The 19,104-nt window shown below is 68.0% G+C and carries 17 protein-coding genes; 11 read left to right on the forward strand and 6 right to left on the reverse strand.

Annotated elements, in window-relative coordinates; translation table 11 throughout:
- Positions 1-6 precede the first annotated feature (6 nt).
- On the reverse strand, positions 7-660 hold the full coding sequence (locus N4R40_RS10400) for a Maf family protein (RefSeq protein WP_261607307.1): 654 nt from the start codon (positions 658-660) through the stop codon (positions 7-9).
- A gap of 38 nt (positions 661-698) precedes the next feature.
- Between N4R40_RS10400 and N4R40_RS10405 the strand changes: the two genes are divergently transcribed.
- Genes N4R40_RS10405 through N4R40_RS10420 form a run of 4 tightly spaced genes read left to right on the forward strand, consistent with a single transcriptional unit; the run spans position 699 to position 4,974 of the window.
- Positions 699-2,003 carry a class I SAM-dependent RNA methyltransferase gene (locus N4R40_RS10405; protein ID WP_261607308.1) on the forward strand — a complete coding sequence of 435 codons (1,305 nt, stop codon included), beginning with the start codon at positions 699-701 and terminating at the stop codon, positions 2,001-2,003.
- Between the two features lie 31 nt (positions 2,004-2,034).
- A complete protein-coding gene (locus tag N4R40_RS10410) occupies positions 2,035-2,700 on the forward strand; it encodes a response regulator transcription factor (protein ID WP_261607309.1) in 666 nt (221 codons plus the stop codon).
- Positions 2,690-3,928: a sensor histidine kinase gene (locus tag N4R40_RS10415; protein WP_261607310.1), complete on the forward strand. Its 1,239-nt coding sequence runs from the start codon at positions 2,690-2,692 to the stop codon at positions 3,926-3,928. Before N4R40_RS10410 ends, N4R40_RS10415 begins: the two co-directional genes overlap by 11 nt.
- Positions 3,925-4,974: a hypothetical protein gene (locus N4R40_RS10420; protein WP_261607311.1), complete on the forward strand. Its 1,050-nt coding sequence runs from the start codon at positions 3,925-3,927 to the stop codon at positions 4,972-4,974. The genes N4R40_RS10415 and N4R40_RS10420 overlap by 4 nt, the downstream gene beginning before the upstream one ends.
- 198 nt (positions 4,975-5,172) lie before the next feature.
- Here the strand turns inward: N4R40_RS10420 and N4R40_RS10425 are convergent, their stop codons facing one another.
- The gene (locus N4R40_RS10425) at positions 5,173-5,424 is read right to left on the reverse strand and encodes an acyl-CoA carboxylase subunit epsilon (protein ID WP_261607312.1); all 252 of its coding nucleotides are present in this window, start codon (positions 5,422-5,424) and stop codon (positions 5,173-5,175) included.
- Positions 5,421-6,992 carry an acyl-CoA carboxylase subunit beta gene (locus N4R40_RS10430; protein WP_261607436.1) on the reverse strand — a complete coding sequence of 524 codons (1,572 nt, stop codon included), beginning with the start codon at positions 6,990-6,992 and terminating at the stop codon, positions 5,421-5,423. Before N4R40_RS10430 ends, N4R40_RS10425 begins: the two co-directional genes overlap by 4 nt.
- A gap of 125 nt (positions 6,993-7,117) precedes the next feature.
- On the opposite strand from N4R40_RS10430, the gene N4R40_RS10435 reads away from it, so the two are divergent.
- The 7 genes from N4R40_RS10435 to N4R40_RS10465 all read left to right on the forward strand — a co-directional run bounded on the left by N4R40_RS10435 (position 7,118) and on the right by N4R40_RS10465 (position 15,337).
- Positions 7,118-7,894, forward strand: coding sequence for a biotin--[acetyl-CoA-carboxylase] ligase (locus N4R40_RS10435; protein WP_261607313.1), 777 nt, complete (start codon positions 7,118-7,120; stop codon positions 7,892-7,894).
- 106 nt (positions 7,895-8,000) lie between these two features.
- Positions 8,001-8,564, forward strand: a complete 564-nt coding sequence (locus tag N4R40_RS10440; protein ID WP_261607314.1) for a PH domain-containing protein — start codon at positions 8,001-8,003, stop codon at positions 8,562-8,564.
- Between the two features lie 41 nt (positions 8,565-8,605).
- Entirely contained in the window at positions 8,606-9,724 is a 1,119-nt protein-coding gene (locus tag N4R40_RS10445) for a 5-(carboxyamino)imidazole ribonucleotide synthase (RefSeq protein WP_261607315.1), read from the forward strand.
- A gap of 110 nt (positions 9,725-9,834) precedes the next feature.
- Complete coding sequence (gene purE, locus N4R40_RS10450; protein ID WP_261607437.1) at positions 9,835-10,302, forward strand: 5-(carboxyamino)imidazole ribonucleotide mutase; 468 nt, start codon at positions 9,835-9,837, stop codon at positions 10,300-10,302.
- A gap of 56 nt (positions 10,303-10,358) precedes the next feature.
- Positions 10,359-11,750, forward strand: a complete 1,392-nt coding sequence (locus N4R40_RS10455; protein WP_261607316.1) for an LCP family protein — start codon at positions 10,359-10,361, stop codon at positions 11,748-11,750.
- A gap of 3 nt (positions 11,751-11,753) precedes the next feature.
- Entirely contained in the window at positions 11,754-12,866 is a 1,113-nt protein-coding gene (locus tag N4R40_RS10460) for a glycosyltransferase (RefSeq protein WP_261607317.1), read from the forward strand.
- An 80-nt stretch (positions 12,867-12,946) separates the two neighbouring features.
- Positions 12,947-15,337, forward strand: a complete 2,391-nt coding sequence (locus N4R40_RS10465; protein ID WP_261607318.1) for a hypothetical protein — start codon at positions 12,947-12,949, stop codon at positions 15,335-15,337.
- Between the two features lie 29 nt (positions 15,338-15,366).
- Here N4R40_RS10465 and N4R40_RS10470 read toward each other — a convergent pair whose 3' ends face one another.
- Genes N4R40_RS10470 through N4R40_RS10480 form a run of 3 tightly spaced genes read right to left on the reverse strand, consistent with a single transcriptional unit; the run spans position 15,367 to position 18,972 of the window.
- Positions 15,367-16,776 (reverse strand): bifunctional dTDP-4-dehydrorhamnose 3,5-epimerase family protein/NAD(P)-dependent oxidoreductase, encoded by a 1,410-nt coding sequence (locus N4R40_RS10470; protein ID WP_261607438.1) that lies wholly within the window; start codon positions 16,774-16,776, stop codon positions 15,367-15,369.
- A gap of 5 nt (positions 16,777-16,781) precedes the next feature.
- A complete protein-coding gene (rfbB, locus tag N4R40_RS10475) occupies positions 16,782-17,780 on the reverse strand; it encodes a dTDP-glucose 4,6-dehydratase (protein WP_261607319.1) in 999 nt (332 codons plus the stop codon).
- A 37-nt stretch (positions 17,781-17,817) separates the two neighbouring features.
- Positions 17,818-18,972 carry a glycosyltransferase family 2 protein gene (locus N4R40_RS10480; RefSeq protein WP_261607320.1) on the reverse strand — a complete coding sequence of 385 codons (1,155 nt, stop codon included), beginning with the start codon at positions 18,970-18,972 and terminating at the stop codon, positions 17,818-17,820.
- Between the last annotated feature and the right edge of the window lie 132 nt (positions 18,973-19,104).

The raw sequence follows: 19,104 nt of genomic DNA on the forward strand, positions 1-19,104 counted from the left end.
ACCCTCCTAGCGCGCAGGGGTGTTCCAGAGATCGGTCCACACGATGCCGAGTTCGCCCGCGAGACGCCGCACGATCGACAGCGACATCCCGACGACGGTCGACGGATCGCCTTCGACACGGTCGATGAACGCGCCTCCGAGACTGTCGACGGTGAACGCGCCCGCGACCTGCAAGGGCTCGCCGGAGGCGACGTATGCGTCGATCTCCGTGTCGCTGATGTCGGCGACGAAGCTGACGGATGCCGCCGCGACCGCGTGCGCTTCGCTCGGTTCCGCGCCCGGGCGCAGACGGAACACGCTGTGGCCGGAGTGCAGGATGCCGGTGCGCCCCCGCATGGCGCGCCACCGCTCGGCGGCGACAGCCGGCAGATGGGGCTTGCCGAGGATCTCGCCGTCCAGCTCGAACATCGAATCCCCGCCGATGACGATCCCGTCGAACATCGGATCCTCCGCCGCGATCGTCGCGGCGACGTCGGCAGCTTTCCGCCGGGCAAGGAGCAGGACATGCGCGTCCGGCGCAAGAATGCGCCCCTCGTGGGCCTCCACGGCGGCGATGACCGCTTCTTCGTCCACCTGCGGGGCCCGCGTGAGGGGGTCGATGCCGGCGCCTCTGAGCAACATGAGGCGGGCGGGGGAGGTGGAGGCCAGGCACACGCGCATGGGCTCCAGCGTAGGCGTCGCCGCACTAGCGTGGAGGGATGCAGCCCGGAGACCTCCTCGACCTCGACATCACGGATGTCGCCCATGGCGGCGTCTTCGTCGCCCGCCACGAGAACCGCGTCGTGTTCGTCCCCGACGCGATTCCCGGAGAGCGCGTGCGGGTGCGCCTGACCGACGTGGGGAAGTCTTCCTTCTGGCGTGCGGAGGCGATCGAGGTGCTCGATGCCTCGCCGCATCGCCGGCCGCATGTCTGGCAGGCCGCCGACATCGGGGCGCCCCCCGATGAGCGCCCCGGCGGCGCCGACTTCGGGCACATCGCCCTGGGCCACCAGCGAGAACTCAAGCAGCGCGTGCTCGAAGACGCGCTCCGCCGGTTCGGCGGGATCGAGGTCCCCGCCGTCACGATGCGCGGCCTCGACGATGAGACTCCCGACGGAACACGGTGGCGGACCCGGGTGAGCCTGCACGTGGACGAGGACGGCCGCATCGGCCCGTTCGCGGCGCGCAGCCACCGCGTGATCGAGGTCGCCGAGCTGCCGCTGGCCACCCGCGAGATCGAGGAAGTCGCGCTCGGACTCGAGGGCTTCGAACCGGGACGCATCGACCTCGTCCAGCCCACGGACGGCAGCGTCCGGGTGATCCTTCGTCCCGAGGTCCCTCGCGCGCCCCGCCCCGCGCGCGGCCGAGGTGCGCGCTCGGCGCCCCGCCCGCCGCGCCCGCGTGTCGATCCGACCGCTCAGGAGGTCGTGAGCGAGATCGTCGGCGGTCGCACCTTCCGGGTGGATGCCGGTGGCTTCTGGCAGGTGCATCGGCTGGCGGCGGAAGCGCTCACCTCGATCGTCCGCGACGCGTTCTCGGGAGATGACCGTCTCGACCCCGAGGCGCAGCACTGGGATCTGTACGGCGGGGTCGGGCTGTTCGCCGCGACCCTGGCGGAGTTGGCCGGAGCGAGCGCGCAAGTCACTTCGGTGGAGTCCGACGCGCGGGCGACCGAACACGCGGGCGACAACCTCGCCGAGTGGGTCGGCGCACGCGCCGAGACCGGTCGGGTGGACCGCTGGCTCGCGGCGCAGGCCGCCGCCGCAAGCCCACGCGAGCGCGGTCGCCTGCGCCGCGGCGTGGTGCTGCTCGATCCCCCGCGGGCGGGGGCGGGTCGCGAGGTCGTCGAGCACATCGCAGGGATCGCCCCGGCATCCGTCGTCTACGTCGCTTGTGACCCGGTCGCTCTTGCCCGCGACATCGCGACGTTCGCGTCATTCGGCTACCGGCCCGAGCGTATCGATGCGCTGGATCTGTTCCCGAACTCGCACCACATCGAGACCGTCGCCGTCCTCTCGCGGTAATGCCCCCGGCGAGCCTGGTTAGGCTGGCCGTATGACACGGGTGGCACTGATCGACGATCACGAGTCGGTGCGCCTGGGACTCGAAGCCGCGTGCGCGCGGTCCGGCATCCACCACGTGGTCTACTCCGGAAGCTCCGTGCGGGGGTATCTCGACTGGCGCACGTTCTCCCGGGAGGTGCCGGCCGACGTCGTCGTGCTGGATCTCACGCTGGGCGACGGCACGACGGTCACCGAGAACGTCGGGCGTATCGTCCGCGATGGTTCTCAGGTCATCATCCACAGCGTCGCCGACCGTCCCGCGGCTGTCCGCGAAGCGCTCACAGCGGGAGCGGCCGGGATCGTCAGCAAGGCCTCGCGCATCGACGATGTGATTTCGGCGATCGCAACCGTCGCCGCGGGGGAGCCGCTCGACAACGTCGAATGGGCGAGCGCCGTCGAGGGCGATCGCGCCTTCGCCGACGCGCAACTCTCCGCTCGCGAGCGGGATGTCCTGCGCCTGTACGCCGCAGGTCTTCCGCTGAAAGTCGTTGCCGACCGCCTCGGCATCGCCTATTCGACCGCGAAAGAGAACATCACGCGCGTCCGCGTCAAGTACGTCGAGGTCGGCCGCCCGGCGCCGACGAAGGTGGATCTTCTCCGCCGAGCGATGGAGGATGGCCTGGTCGCGGGCGATTTGGGCGGCCACGGTGGCCGCTGACGCGCCTGCCATCGCGGTCGACCCCGCGGTGCGGCGTCCGCTCGGCGATATCTCGACGGGCGCCGAACGCTTCACGGAGCGGCGCGTCGAACGCATCCTCGCTCTCGTCGTGGCCATCGGATCGGTCGTTCTGGGTGCGCAGGCATTCCTGAACGCGCTCGGGTCGGTGCAGGAGGATCCGCGGTGGCACGAGCCACTCATGACCGTCGTGTTCGTGCCGCTCACGGCGATGATCATCGCGCTGTTCGTCGGTTTCTTGACGCGCACCACGACGACGGTGTTCGCCGTGCTGTTCCCGATCGTGCTCATCGTGTGGCCGCTCGTCACCGCCGGCCGCGTCGAGGAGGCCGGCGGCCAGCCCTGGATCTGGTATCTCATCAACGTGGCGACGGTCGCCGCCGCGATGACGTTCCGCCTCGCGATCCAGGCCGTATGGGCGATCGGCATCCCCCTGCTCTACGGCGTCGTCCGGGCCGTGCAGCTCGGCTTCGCACCGGATCAGCTGACTCGCGTCGCGCTGGACGTCGCTTTCGCGATCATCCTGGCTGGCGTGCTCATGGCCATCGGGTGGATGCTGCGCGCCGTCGCCGTCGGCACGGATGCCGCTCGGCGGGATGCCATCTCGTCGTATGCGGCCGCCGCAGCCGCGGATGCGACCGAGCAAGAGCGAGTAGCGGTCGCCGCCCTCATGCACGACAGCGTGCTGGCCGCCCTCATCGCGGCAGAACGCGCGCGCAGCGATCGGGAGCGCGCTCTGTCCGTCTCGATGTCCCGCGAAGCGCTCACCCGTTTGGCCAACGCCGATCAGGATCCCGCGGAGGGGTCCGATGAGCCGGTGAGTCCCGACGTGATCGTGCGGGGAATCGAGTCGGCTGCCGCGGACCTCGGGGTGGAGATCGCGCTCGACGCGCGTGTGGATGCCGCGTCTCCCGCCGTCCCGGGTCGAGTCGCTCGCGCTCTCGTGCTGGCGGCGATGCAAGCGCTCGCCAACTCCGTCCAGCACGCCACAGGGAGCGGCCTCCGCGGCGAGGTGGTCGCCGACCGGGCCGGAGTCCGCATCCGCATCTCCGACACCGGCGGCGGGTTCGACCCGGCGACGGTGCCCGACGACCGCCTCGGCATCCGGGGATCGATCGTCGCGCGTACCGCCGCGGTCGGTGGGCGCGCACGCGTCCACAGTGATGGAACGGGCACCGTCGTGACCTTGGCGTGGGAGCACGCGCGATGACCGTCGGCATCCGGTCCGTGCTGACGGCGCTCGCCGTCGCGTTCACGACCTATCTGGCGATCGGGGCGCTCCTGTGGACCACAACGCCGGCGCATCCTCTGCTGCTTATCGCGGCGGTCGTGCTGTACCTCTTGACGACCTGGGTGTGCATCCTCTGGAACGTCCGTCGACCCGCCGGCGAAGTCGCCCATGCCGTGGTCGGAGGGCTGGGACGACGTTCCGTGCTGCCCGTCTGGGCGGCGGCGCTGAGCGTCCTGGTGGCCGCCGTCATTCCTTCAGCGACCTGGCTGGCCGTGGGGGAGGATGCGCGACTCGAGGGTTTCGCGACGTGGAACCTGGGGGCGATCGGTGCGCTGATGTCGATCGTCATGGTCCGTCGCCGACCCTGGGCGGCGTGGGCGGGGATCGTCATCCTCGCGATCTCGGCGACGGCGTGGATCGGACCGGCAGATGCCTTGGCACTTGGGCTCGTCGGTGCGGTGCTGTGGGTCGGCATGGCCCAGTTGCTGACGTGGCTGGTCGAGCGCGCCGCGCGGGACACCGCCGAACTGACCGATTTGGAACGGGCAGCCTCGGAGTGGCTCGCCTCGCAGGAGGGCATGCGGCGCGAGCGACGCACCCACATCCAGCGTGCACTCTCCGTCGCCGGTCCCGTGCTCGTCCGCACGATCGAGTCGGATGGTGGCCTCTCGGAAGATGAACGCGTGCAGGCGCGGATCGCCGAGGGGACGCTGCGCGATGACCTCCGGGGCCCCGCGCTCCTCGACGACCTCGTGCGCGAGCGTCTGGCCGACGCGCGACGCCGGGGTGCCGCGGTGACGGTCCTCGACGAAGGTGGCCTCGAGGGAGTGATGGATGCCGACCTCCTCCGCATCCGGCGGGAGTTGGCCGCTGTTCTCGGCGGTGCGACGTCGGAGCGGGTGTACATCCGCGCGTCCACGCATGAAGACGTCGCGGTCACGGTCGTCGGCCGGTCCGCTGGCGACGGTGGCGAGGAGAGCGTCGACCTCTGGCACGAGATCTCGCGCCGCGGCGACGGGAGCTGACTGCCGGGGAGATGAGGAAGGCGAGGGGTGGCGAAGCCGCACACCCCTCGCCTGAGCGAGTGGTTACCCGAAAACCGACTCGCAAAGGTCGATGCGCTCAGAGAGCGCGTCGACCGAACGCAGAAGCGTTCCAGCGGTTCTAGTCTCGCCGACCCGTCCCGCGGTTGTCTGTAGGTACTTTGGGGGACATGCGGTCCGTTACCCGCCGAATCTGCCCCAGGCGATGTCGCGACGGAGCGGGGGGCGCAGCGCGCGGGCCGAGATCTGCCACGCCGAGGTGAGCGGAGCATCCTCCGTCACGGCAGTGGCGGCTTCGCCCTCGTAGGCCTCGGTGACGACGGCCATGACCGCAGCGAGCTCTTCCGGCGTCGGCTCTCCGCGGAGGACGCGCAGGCGCACGGGACTGTCTGGTTGCACGGAGCCGGAACTGTCGAGGCCCTCGTCGCTCATAGCGGGATGTTCCCGTGCTTCTTCGAGGGCAGGCTGGCCCGCTTCCCACGGAGGGCGCGAAACGCCTTCGCCACGGACACCCGGGTCTGGGCGGGTTCGATGATGCCGTCGAGCTCGCCACGCTCGGCCGCGAGGAAGGGCGAGGCCACGTTGTACGTGTACTCGTTCGCGAGGCGCGTGCGGACAGCGGCGACGTCCTCGCCGGCTTCCTCGGCCTTCTTGATCTCGCCGCGGTAGAGGATGTTGACCGCTCCCTGACCGCCCATGACGGCGATCTCGGCGGTCGGCCACGCCAGGTTGACGTCGGCGCCGAGCTGCTTGGACCCCATGACGATGTACGCGCCGCCGTAGGCCTTGCGCAGAATCACGGTCACGAGCGGCACGGTCGCCTCGGCGTAGGCGTAGAGCAACTTCGCACCACGGCGGATCACGCCCGTCCACTCCTGGTCGGTGCCGGGCAAGTAGCCGGGGACATCGACGAGAGTGAGGATCGGGATCGAGAACGCGTCGCAGAACCGCACGAACCGACTGGCCTTCTCGCCCGCCTCGATGTTGAGTGTTCCGGCCATCTGCGACGGCTGATTCGCGATGACACCGACCGTCCGGCCCTCGATGCGGCTGAATCCGATGACGATGTTCGGCGCGAACAGCGGTTGCACTTCGAGGAACTCGCCGCCGTCGGCGATGTGGGAGATCACCTGGTGGATGTCGTAGGGCTGGTTCGGGGAATCCGGGATCACCGTGTTGAGGAAACGATCGGCATCCGTCGTCTCCCACTCGAATCCGTGCTCGTACACCGGGATCTCGGCCATGTTGTTGTCGGGAAGGAAGCCGACCATCGTGCGGACGTAGTCGATCGCATCATCTTCGTCTTCGGCGAGGTAGTGCGCGACGCCCGAGCGGGTGTTGTGCGTGTACGCGCCGCCGAGTTCTTCCATGCCCACGTCCTCGCCCGTGACGGTCTTGATGACGTCGGGGCCGGTCACGAACATCTGGCTGGTCTTGTCGACCATCACCACGAAGTCGGTGAGCGCGGGGGAGTAGACCGCACCGCCCGCGGCGGGACCCATGATGAGCGAGATCTGCGGGATGACGCCGGATGCCGCGGTGTTCAGGCGGAAGATCTCGCCGTACTTTCCGAGGGCGACCACGCCCTCCTGGATGCGCGCGCCGCCGGAGTCGAGGATGCCGATGATCGGCATGCCGCCGCGGAGGGCGAACTCCATGACTTTGATGATCTTGTCTCCGGCGACCTCGCCGAGCGAGCCGCCGAAGGTCGTGAAGTCCTGGGAGTAGACGGCGACGGTGCGGCCGTGAATCGTGCCGACGCCCGTGACGACCGAGTCGCCGTAGGGGCGGGAGCGGTCCATGCCGAACGCGCTCGTGCGGTGGCGGACGTACTCGTCGAGTTCGACGAAGGAGCCCGGGTCGACGAGGAGTTCGATGCGCTCCCGAGCGGTCATCTTTCCCTTGACGTGCTGCTTGTCACGGGCGACGACCTCGGCATCGAGGACCGCCTCCTGGTAGCGCGCGCGGAGGTCGGCGATCTTGCCGGCGGTCGTGGACATGTCGAAGCTGTCGGTCACGCGTTCCACCCTAGCGATCGGGTCGGCTCGGGCGTTGGGGGACACCGACAACGCGATCCCGATTCCGCTGTGCACTCTCGCGGTGGGCCGCGGCGTAGGGTGGGCGCATGTCCATGCCGATCGAGGGATATCCGCTCGCCGCCGCTGTCAGTCCGCGTCTCCAGGTGATCGAGGAGGTCGACTCGACCAACGCGAAACTCCTGCGCGACGCCGCGGGTGATGTCCACGGGCATCCGCACCTGTCGGTGCTGCTCACCCGCGATCAGCGCGCCGGCCGCGGACGCCTCGACCGGTCGTGGACGACACCGGCGGGATCGGCGCTCGCCGTGTCGGTCGTTCTGCGGGTGAGCGCCGTCGCCCCCGCCGACCGGGGCTGGATTCCGCTTATTGCCGGCGCGGCGATGACCCGGGCGATCGCCGCGCAGCTCACGGGGCTGCAGGTCACGCTCAAATGGCCGAACGATGTGCTCGTGGAACGGCAGAAGATCTGCGGCATTCTGGCGGAGGTCTTGCCGTCCGACCCGCACGTCGTGATCGTCGGCGCCGGCGTCAACACGTCCATGGCGGCCGCGGATCTGCCCGTCACAACGGCGACCTCGTTCGCCGCGCTCGGCCGGGAGGCCGACGAGGATCGGCTGCTCGCCGACTACCTGACCTTCCTCCGGGACGACATCGCCACGCTCGCCGTGCACGGCGGCGCCGCCGTGGCGCCAACTGTCTCCGCGCTGTGCGCGACGATCGGCGCGGACGTCGCGGCATCCTTGCCGGACGGCACGGTGTTGCAGGGACAAGCTGTGCGCCTGGACGCGGAGGGGCGGATCGTCATCGCCGTTGCCGGCGTCGAGTCGGTCGTCTCCGCGGCCGACATCGTGCATCTGCGGTGATCTGCGCGCGTGACGTGTACAGGCTGAATCGTCGTTTCAGGGGTCGATCCGGCGTTTCCTGGCCGGTCGAGCCTGTAAACCGCACGCGGATCGGCACAATGAAGGGGTGACCCAGCCGACGGCCTACCAGGGACGCCCCGTCACGCCCGCTCCGGGCAGCGCGGCGACCGAACTGCGTGTCGCGCGCCTGCGCTCGCACGCGCGTCGCCTGGTGTGGTCCGCCCTGGTGCTCATCGGGGTGGCCGGCGTGGTCGGCTACTTCTGGCAGAACCTCCCGGCCCCGTTCGAGGACTGGATGCTTTTCGCCGCCGCTGGACTCATCGTCCTGCTGCTCGTCGTAGTGCCCTATATTCGGTGGCTGTCACACACGTACACGATCACCACGCGGCGCGTGATCGAGCGCTCGGGGCTGTTCGGTCGGCGCCGCAGCGAACTCAGCCATGCGCGCGGCTACGCGATCTCCGAGCGCCGCGGACCGCTGCAGCGGCTCTGGGGCGCGGGAACGCTGACCCTCACGGGCGCGGACCGCACCCTCCGACTCGCGAACGTGCCCTCCGTGCGCCTGGTCCACGAGACGCTCGCCGACCAGGTCGAGGTGAGCCAGATCCTCGCGCACCGCGATTCGCACAGCATCCCGATCATGCCCGGCGATCCGCCGCCGCTGCCCTGACCGTCGCCGCGCACCCCTCGCAGACCTGGGAAGATGGCTGCATGGCACTGACTCTCGGAATCGTCGGCGGCGGACAACTGGCTCGCATGATGATCGCACCGGCGGTCGAACTCGGTGTCGATGTGCGCGTGCTCACGGAAGAGCCCGGGATGGCGGCCCAGATCGCGGCGACGGCAACCGGCGACTACCGCGATCTCGACACCGTCCGCGCGTTCGCGCGCGGGGTCGACGTCATCACGTTCGACCACGAGCACGTGCCTCAGGATGTGCTGCGCGCTCTCGTCGCCGAGGGGATTGCCGTCCATCCCGGGCCCGATGCTCTCCAATACGCGCAGGACAAGCTCGTCATGCGGGCCCGGCTCTCCGAGCTCGGCATGCCGCAGCCGGACTGGGCAGAGGTCACGGATGCCGCGGACCTCGACGCGTTCCTCGCCTCTCATGGCGGTCGCGCCGTGATCAAGACTCCGCGCGGTGGCTACGACGGCAAGGGCGTGAGGGTGGTGTCCGACGCGGCGGAGGCCGCAGATTGGCTGTCAGACGGCACACCGCTGCTGGTCGAGGAGCTCGTGGACTTCACGCGCGAGCTCGCCCAGCAGGTCGCGCGACGCCCGTCCGGCCAGATCGTCACCTATCCCGTCGTGGAGACCGTGCAGCGGGGAGGGGTCTGCGCCGAAGTGATCGCCCCCGCACCGCACGCGACCGGGCGTCTCGCCGAGGTCGCCGCGCAGATCGGAGAAGCCATCGCCGAGGGACTCGGCGTCACCGGCATGCTCGCCGTGGAACTGTTCGAGACGGCGGACGAACGCATCCTCGTGAACGAGCTCGCGATGCGCCCGCACAACTCCGGCCACTGGGGCCAGGATGGTGCGATCACCGGGCAGTTCGAGCAGCACGTTCGCGCTGTGCTCGACCTGCCGCTCGGAGACCCCGGCATCCTGCAGCCGTGGTCGGTCATGGTGAACATCCTGGGCGGACCCGCGACGGATTCACTCGAGGACCGTCTGCCGGCCGCGCTCGCCGCGCATCCCGCGGTCAAGGTCCACACATACGGCAAGGCGCCGCGTCCCGGCCGGAAGGTCGGTCACGTGAACGCCGTCGGTGATGATCTGGATGCCGTGGTTTATGAAGCCCGGTCGGCGGCGGCCTTCTTCGGAGACTGACGCGCGGCCAGGGCTGCGTGGCGCTCCGGGATTCTTCCAGCCGAGCCGCCTACCCTGGACGGGTGACCCGCGCCCTGCATTCCTCAGACTCTCCTCTCGTCGGCGTCGTCATGGGCTCCGACTCGGACTGGCGGATCATGAGCGACGCCTCGCAGGCGCTGACCGAGTTCGGTGTCCCGCACGAGGTCGAGGTCGTCTCGGCGCACCGCACGCCCGACAAGCTGGTGAGCTACGGGCGCGAGGCCCGGTCGCGAGGACTCAAGGTCATCATTGCGGGCGCCGGGGGAGCAGCGCACCTGCCGGGGATGCTGGCCTCGCTGACAGCTTTGCCGGTGATCGGTGTGCCCGTCCAACTTGCGACGCTCGACGGCATGGATTCGCTCCTCAGCATCGTGCAGATGCCCGCCGGCATCCCGGTGGCGACGGTGTCGATCAACGGCGCGAAGAATGCCGGCCTGCTCGCGGCGCGCATCCTCGCCGCGGGCGATGACGACCTCGCGGACCGCGTCGAGGAGTACGCGCGCACGCTCCAGGCGCAGGTCGAAGAGAAGAACCGTCGGCTGAAGGACTCCCTGTGACGTTGGCACCCCCGCGGCCGGGAGCGCGGCCGTCGCCGCTCATCGAGACGCAGCCGATGCGGCGTCCGGACGCATCCTCTCCCTCCGTCATGACGCGCCGGGCCTGGTGGCTCGTTGGGCTCAACTTCCTCATCCCCGGGTCGGCGCAGATCCTCGCCGGCTCACGACGACTGGGGCGCATCGGCCTCACGGCGACGCTCGTGATGTGGACGATCGCGCTGCTTGCACTGCTGACCTCCCGCCTCTGGCCGACGTTGTTCTATTCGCTCGCCAACGGTGCGGCGCTCCTCGTGGTGCAGGTCGTTCTGCTCGCTTACGCCGCGCTCTGGCTCGTCCTGACGACCGACACGTTGAGGCTTGTCCGCTTCGTCAAAGTCGGCGGCTGGTCGAAGGCCGGTGCGGCCGTGGTCGCGATCGTCGGCCTCGTGCTCTCCAGCGGTGGCGCGGTCTACGCGGCGCAGTCACTCATCGGGCCGGCGCGCGAGGCGCTCGCCACGATCTTCGGCAACAGCGGCCCGTCCGTGCCGCCGTCCGACGGCTACTACAACATCCTGCTGCTGGGCGCCGACAGCGGCCTCGGCCGTGACTCCATGCGTTTCGACAGCATCTCGGTTGTCTCCGTCAATGCCGACACGGGCGCCGTGACGATCACCGGCATCCCGCGCGACCTGCAGAACGCCCCGTTCGCGGCCGGGCCGATGCAGGAGCTCTACCCGAATGGGTTCGAGGGTCACGTGTCGCAGACGTGCGGCTGGGCCGCCGGCATGAACCAGCTGACGAACGCGGTCGAGGTCTGCCAACCCGATCGTGGCGCGAGCATCTATCCGGATGCCGCCGATCAGGGCTCCTCGCCCGCGATCGAGGCCACGAAGGATGCCGCATCCGGCGTCCTCGGTATCGAGATCCCCTATTACGTCTTCGTCGATATGAAGGGCTTCGCCGATATCGTCGACGCGCTCGGCGGCGTCGACATCACCGTCCTCGAGCGCCTGCCCATGGGCGGCGGACCCGCGTACGAAGGCCAGTCGGTCGACGAGTGGGCGACCGGCTGGATCGAAGCCGGCCCGCAGCACATGGATGGCGACACCGCGCAGTGGTACGCGCGCTCTCGCTACACGACGAGCGACTGGGACCGGATGCGTCGCCAGCGCGAACTGCAGCAGGCGATTCTCGCGCAGGCGACTCCCGCGAACGTGCTCTTGCGCTTCCAAGAGGTGGCGGCGGCGGGGGAGGACCTCGTCCAAACCGACATCCCGGAGTCGCTCCTGCCGTTCCTCACGGGGCTGGCGGTGAAGGCGAAGGAGCAGCCGGTGACGACGATCGAGCTGACTCCCGAGGGTGCCGGCATCGATCCGGAAGCACCGACCGCCGACGACTGGGCTCTCATCCGAGAGCTGATCCAGACGACGCTCCACCCACCCACCGCGACGCCCTCACCGGAGGGATGAGAGATGACCGCGACGCTGCACGTCGTGCTCGATCAGCTCGTTGCGCCGACGGATGCCGACCTGGCCGCCGCTTCGCGCGAGCTCGCCCGTGAGCTTGTGCGCACGGCGCCGAAGGGGTGTGAGGTCGCCGCGGCCGTACCCGCCGGACCGGATGCCGCCGCCACCCTCGAGCGCGAGGTGCCCGGCCTTGCCGGCATCACCCGCATGGCGTTGCCGCGGCGCGAGCTCGCCGCCGCGTGGCAGTTGGGTGTGCCGTCGGGAGCGCCCCGCGGCATGCTCCACTCGCCGACGATTCTCGCGCCGCTCGTCAAGCACGATCGTGTCCACGATCACGATCAGACCGTGGTCACCCTGTGGGATCTCGCCGCGTGGGAGCATCCCGAGGAGCTACCGAAAATGGCGGTCGCGTGGCATCGGAGCATGCTCAAGCGCGCTGTCAAGCATGCGGATGCCGTGGTCGTCCCGACGCACGCACTCGCCGATCGCCTCGCGGAGATCGCGCGGCTGGGCGAGCGCATCCGCGTGATTCCGGGGGCGGCGCCCCTGGGGTTCGCCGTGCCGACCGACGAGGTCGGACGCCGGCGCGCCCTGGATGTGCCGAGCGGATGCTTGGTGGTCTCCGGTGGGTCCGCCCCGTCCGCGCGACTGGATGTGGCCTTTGCCGCGATCGCCGAGGCCGGTTCTGATCTTCCTGTGGTCGTGCTCGATACCCTGGACGGTGACGACGAGGCGGTCCTGTCGATGGCTCATGTGGCGGGCCTGGAACCGGGTCGGGTCTCCGTGCGAGGTGCGATGGATGCCGCCGATCGGGCAGCCATCCTGGCGGATGCCGTCGCGCTCCTCGCGCCACGGACCGACAGCGCCTACCCGTGGCGCGTGATCGAGGCGCTGGCTCTCGGGGTGCCGATCGTCGCGACCGACAGCGCTGTCCACAGCGAGATCATCCTCGACGGCGGTCTGCTCACCGACGAGGACGGTCTGAGCGCGGCCCTGGCGACGGCGCTCGCCTCGAGCGACGCCGTCGAGCGCCTCGCGGTTCTCTCGGGGGATCGCGGTCGTGCCTTCTCCTGGACCGGCGCGGCCGAGCGCGTGTGGCAGCTGCACGCCGACCTCTGAGGATGCTTTGAGCGGCGTGTCTCGGGCGTGTCGTTCGATCTTTGGTGGTATCAGGCGTTGACTTCAGTAACAATGGTCACATGATCCCCCGAATCATCGCTCGTTCTTCCGGCCGCGCCCGGCCGGTGTCCCGCCTCGCTGGCACGGTGATCGCGGTGATCGCGCTCGTCGGGTCGCTGGCCATTGCGACCCCGGCGGCCGCGGCGGTGGCCGTCGAGCAGAACGCCCAGCAGGCGTCGCAGATCGTCGATGCGGGCATAGTGAAAGCGGCCCCGGTCGTCGGCTTCAACGCGGAGAACATCATCTCCGACGCGCTGTTCTACGACAACACTGCGATGACTGCCGCCGAGATCCAGGCCTTCCTCGACGCCAGGATCGGGACCTGCAACAACGGCAAGTGCCTGAACGTGCTGAACGCGGGGATCTCGTCGCGCGGTGAAGTGCGGTCGCAATCGACAGGCAACCTCATCTGCTCGGCGATCCAGGGCGGCACCATGAAGGTGTCCGAACTGATTTACCGTGTGCAAGTGGCCTGTGGGATCTCGGCGAAGGTCATCCTCGTCACACTGCAGAAGGAGCAGGGGCTCACGACGAGCAAGGCTCCGTCGGACTGGAACCTCTCGGCCGCGATGGGAGCATCCTGCCCCGACACCGCGCCGTGCGACCCGGCGTTCGCCGGGGTGGGGCCGCAGATCCTCAAGGGCACCCAGCAGCTCATGACGTACAAGGCCGCGAATTTCGCGAAGCAGCCAGGCCGCAACTACGTCGCCTACAGTCCGAACGCCTCGTGCGGCGGGACGACTCTGAATATCCAGAACTATGCGACGGCCGCTCTGTACAACTACACGCCCTATCAGCCGAATGGCGCGGCTCTCGCAGCTGGCTTCGGTTTGGGGGACGGATGCTCGGCCTACGGCAACCGGAACTTCTACAACTACTACACGCAGTGGTTCGGTGGCGTCACGATCGTCGACGGCGGTGTCTATAGCGTAGGACCGGACATCTTCCTGGTTGCCGAGGGTAAGAGGTTCCACGTCACGGCGGCGGACTGGCCCGCCTACCAGGCGGCGTTCGGATCACCGACGTCCGTACAGTCGTCTCTTCTTCTGTCGAGTACGGCGGATGGAGGCACGGCGACTCGGTACTTGCGCGACAGCACGACATTCACCGTTGCCTACCTCGACGGCGGAACGACACATCGATTTGCGACGTGCGACATGGTGCGTGCTTGGGGTGGTGACTGCGCGAGCACATTGACCGGGGTCAGCACGCGCGTATTCTCGAAGCTCGGCGCGGGCTCGGCTATGACGATGTTCGCGCGGGTCGCCGCGGGTGGGCGTGTTCACGAAATGTCGAGCGCGTCGCTCGTGCCGTACCTGGACACGACCGCACTGGCGGCCTACGCGAAGCCGACAGCACCGTACGCGGCAGTACTGAGCCCTGCGGCTCTTGCGAATTACAGGATCGACCCGCTGCGAACGGGGCCCGGCAGACTGGTTCAGGTCCGAGGCGATGATCGTGTCTGGCTTCCGGTGGACGGCGGAGCCGTGCTCCACGTTCCGTCGTTCGGGGTCACGGATGATCTGGGAATCGCTCGCTCGGTCGCGACGATCACGGCGTCCGATCTGAAGTCGTGGGCGCAGGCGGGGACGCTGTCGCCGGTGGTTTCGTGTGCGGGGAAGGCTTACCTCGCGGCGTCTGGAAGCTTGTATGCGCTGTCTGATGCGTCGGGCCTGTCGGCTTCGCCTACGGGGGCGGCGGTCTGTGGCGTGCTGAAGGTGTCGAAGGATGCGGCGGCGTCGGCGTTCGTGCAGGTCTCTGGGCGCGATGAGGTCTACGCGTTGCAGGCGGGCGTGATGCGTCATGTGACGTCGCCCTCGAAGCTGGTTGAGCTGGCAGGAAAGTCGCCGCGGGTGTTGAAGGTGACGGCGGGGACTCTGGCGCGGTTCACCGTGGGGCCGGCACTGCTGTCGGTGACTCCCGGTCAGCTTGTTCGTGCGGCGGGTGATTCCCGAGTGTGGTTGCCGGTGGACGGCGGGAAGCTGTTGTATGTCCCGTCGTTCGGAGTGACGGATGACCTCGGCTTGTCCTCTGCAGTGGCGGAGGTCTCCTCGTCCGCACTGTCATCGTGGGCGCAGGCGGGGACGCTGTCACCCGTGGTCAGCTGTGGGGGCACGGTGTATCTGGCTGCATCCGGGGTGCTGTACGCGCTGTCCGATGCGTCAGGAACGCCCACCTCACCCATCGGCAAGACGGTGTGTGACCGACTTACCGGCTCCACCGATGCTGCGGGTACGGCATTCCTGCAAGTGCCGGGACGGAGCGAGGTGTACCTGCTGCAGGCGGGCACCGTGCGACACGTGAAGTCGATGACGAAGCTGATCGATCTCGCCGGAACCACGTCTCCTCGCGTGTTGCAGGTCACCGCGGGCACGCTGGCGCGCTTCGGATCGGGATCCGCCATCGGATAGACGAGCCGCTTTGCGTTGCCGTGCGTCGTCTACCGGCTGAGGACGTGAGCGAGATCGTCGAGGAAAGGGTTGCTGGTGAAGCCTGATTCGGCCAAGCGGCCGAGGTCGAGGACACTGTTGAGCGGTCGCGGTGCAACCGTCGCCTCAGAGCCGGCGAAGTAATCCGCTGTCGAGACCCCAGTGACCCGACTCGGGTCATGACCGGTCAGAACGAAGACTTCACGAGCGATGTCGGCCCAGGTCGCAGGTTCGCCCGAACCGGTGAGGTTGTAGATGCCGAAGGGTGATTCAGATGCCAGCAGGTGACGAATTCCCCGCGCGATCTCATCGGTGAAAGTGAGGCGCCCGAACTGATCGTCGACGACCCTGGGGTCGACGCCGCGATCCGCCAGTGATGCCATGGTACGAACGAAGTTGTTGCCGTCTCCGATTACCCACGATGTACGCACGATGTAGTGCCGGGGGGCGCTGGCGGCGGCGAAGTCGCCGGCAGCCTTCGACTGCCCATAGACGCCGAGTGGGCAGACCGCGTCGGACTCAGTGTACGGCCGGTCGAGCGAGCCGTCGAAGACGTAGTCGCTCGAGACATGAACAAGCGTGATCCCGTTGTCGGCCGCGATGCGCGCCAGGCCTGCCACGCCGGCCGCATTCGCGGACCAGGCATCTCGACGCCCCTCCGCCGTTTCGGCGACGTCGACCTTCGTGTATGCGGCGGCGTTGATGATGACACCGTAATCGCGCCACCGACGCGCCGTCGCCAAGTCCGGACGGCTGACATCCAGCTCCGCGCGGTCGGCGTACTCGACGTTCTCCGTGTCGCCGAACGCGACACGGAGCGCGCGTCCAAGCTGCCCGCTTGCGCCAAGCACCAAAGTCTTCTTGGGGGGGATTGGGACAACGTCGACCAGTCGCGGATGTGCCAGATCCTTTGCGGAGATCTCCACGTCGGCGAGGGGGATCGGCCAGTCGATCGCAGCCGACTCGTCCGCGAGATTGAGGAACGAGTAGGCGGCGTCAGGTGACCAATGGTCGTTGACCAGATAGGTGTATGCCGTGTCGGGCTCGAGAGTCTGGTAGGAGTTGCCCACGCCACGTGGAACGAAAATCGCCTTGGACGGATCCAACTCGGTTGTGAACACGGCTCCGAAGGACGGGCCTTCGCGGAGATCGACCCAGGCGCCGAAGATACGACCGGTCGCTACCGACACCCACTTATCCCATGGCTCCGCGTGGATGCCGCGCGTCGTGCCGACGGCATCGTTGAAGGAAATGTTGTTCTGCACGGGGTCGAAATCTGGAAGCCCCAACGCGATCATCTTCTCGCGCTGCCAATTCTCTTTGAACCAGCCCCGTGCATCACCGTGCACCGGGAGGTCGAAGACAACAAGACCTGGGATCGTGGTCGTCTGGGGCTCGAGGGTCTTGCCGTACTCGGTCACGCCCGTCACTGCCCCTTGCTCGCGTAGAACGCCTCGACGCCGTCTTTCGCCGGCGCCCACCACGGCTCGTTCTTCCGATACCAATCGATCGTGGCAGCAAGTCCCGCCTCGAAATCGCGGTACTGCGGCTGCCAGCCGAGCTCGGTGCGCAGTTTCGTCGAATCGATCGCGTAGCGCATGTCGTGGCCGGCGCGGTCGGTGACGTGGTCGTACGCGTCGCCGGGCTGGCCCATGCGCGTGAGGATGAGCTCGACGACGGACTTATTGTCCTTCTCGCCGTCGGCGCCGATGAGGTACGTCTGTCCGATCTCGCCCTTGTCGAGAATCGTCAGTACAGCGGACGAGTGATCATCAGCGTGGATCCAGTCGCGCACGTTCTCGCCCGCGCCATAGAGCTTTGGACGGATACCACGGAGCACGTTGGTGATCTGGCGGGGGATGAATTTCTCGACATGTTGGTAGGGGCCGTAGTTGTTGGAGCAGTTGCTGATCGTCGCCTCCACGCCGAAAGAGCGTACCCATGCGCGCACCAGCAGGTCCGACCCTGCTTTTGTCGACGAGTACGGAGACGACGGATTGTACGGGGTGTCCTCTGTGAAGCGAGCCGGGTCGTCGAGTTCCAGGTCTCCGTAGACCTCGTCGGTGGAGATGTGGTGGAACCGTGTCCCGTGCCGGCGCGCCGCTTCGAGCAGCGTGTATGTGCCGATGATGTTGGTGTCCAGAAACGGACGTGGGTCGTTGAGCGAGTTGTCGTTGTGCGACTCGGCGGCGTAGTGGACCACGGCATCCGCATCGGCCAACAGGCGGTCGACGAGCGCGGCGTCGGCGATGTCTCCCTCGACAAAGGTGAAACGGTCGGTGGGGAGTCCATCGAGCGAGGCAAGATTGCCCGCGTAGGTCAGCTTGTCGAGGACGGTCACGTGGTGATCGGTGTGCTCGATCACGTGGTGCACGAAGTTGGAGCCGATGAAGCCGGCTCCGCCGGTCACGAGGAGTCTGCGCATTCCTCCAGATTAGCCGGTTCGGTCCCGGGGCCCGTGACTAGCTGTGAATCGCCTTGCTCAGACGCAGTGCCCCCCGCACGAGTCGACTGCGTTTTGCCCATGCAACCTCTTCGAGGGTCGCATCCAACTCGTCTCGGAGTGCGCTCGTCGCTTTCTGGGACTCGCTGATTTCGTCACGAAGGCGTTCTACGAGGGCGTCGAGCTCCCTGACATGGCGACGTTCGAAGTCGAGGTCGTCGGATGCGCGACGATGTTCCTGTTCCAGAGTGTTGAGACGCAGCTCCACCCCCACGAGCGCAGACATGATCTCGCGGTCCGCGGCCTCGACGGCCTCGTCCAACGGCTCGTCAGGAGTGGGGGATCGGAGACTGTGCGCGAGTCGGCGATCTTCGACGAACCATCCGTGCGCGATGCCGTCGGCGAGCTCTGTTCTCGACGGATGCCGAGCCACATAGGAGGGGCGGAGCACGCCGTCCTGGGCCCGGCGCCAGTCACGCATGCCGTGGTGATTCGCGCTCGGTCGTAAGTCTGGTGATGCCGCGTAAGCGCGCCCGGCATTTTCGACCTTGCGCGCGAACTGTGACCAGGATCGCCACGGAAAGTGGTAGACCTGCAGGCCACGTTGCGGGTCGAGTGGTGCCGATTCGGCGACGTTGACGAAGTGGTTGCCTTGTGCCACCTCGACGTCGTGGCGGGCGACGAAGGCCACGTCGGGTGTCGAGTGGGCGTGGATTCCCAGTGCCGCCATCACCTCATCCGGTCGCTCATCGCGGTAGACCAGTCGGCCCAAACCTGTGCCTGCCAGAGCCGGCGGACCGGTCATATCGATCACGGGTACGGGGAACGCGCCCACCGCAGGATCAATCAAGCTGAGTTCTTCGGCGACCGTCAGTGCGGGGTCTTTCGCGACCCAGAACTCGTCGGCATCGGCGTTGAGGACCCAGGTGGCTCCACGTGCCGCTGCCTCTCGCGACATCCGTGTCACCACCTCATGCTGCTGCTTGAGATGGCGCGGATCGTGGGCCACCTCGATGAGTCCACGCGCTTCGAACGATTGGAGGATCTCGACAGTTCCATCGACCGAGCCATTGTCCGTCACCAGGAACAGATCGATTCCCTGTGCGAGGTGATGTTCGATCATGGCACCGACGACGTCCGCTTCATCGCGGACCATCATCGTCATTGCGATCATGTCGGGCTTTCGTTATCAGGCACTTGATGTCTGTCTCACCGAGACGGGTGGGCCGGCATCATGGCGGGTAGACGCTTCAGATCACCCTATCGGCTGCGGCGCTAGTCCTACGGTCCGCGACGACCGCAGGAG

It is taken from the genome of Microbacterium memoriense (assembly GCF_025398275.1).
In the GTDB taxonomy this organism is placed as follows: Bacteria; Actinomycetota; Actinomycetes; order Actinomycetales; family Microbacteriaceae; genus Microbacterium; species Microbacterium memoriense.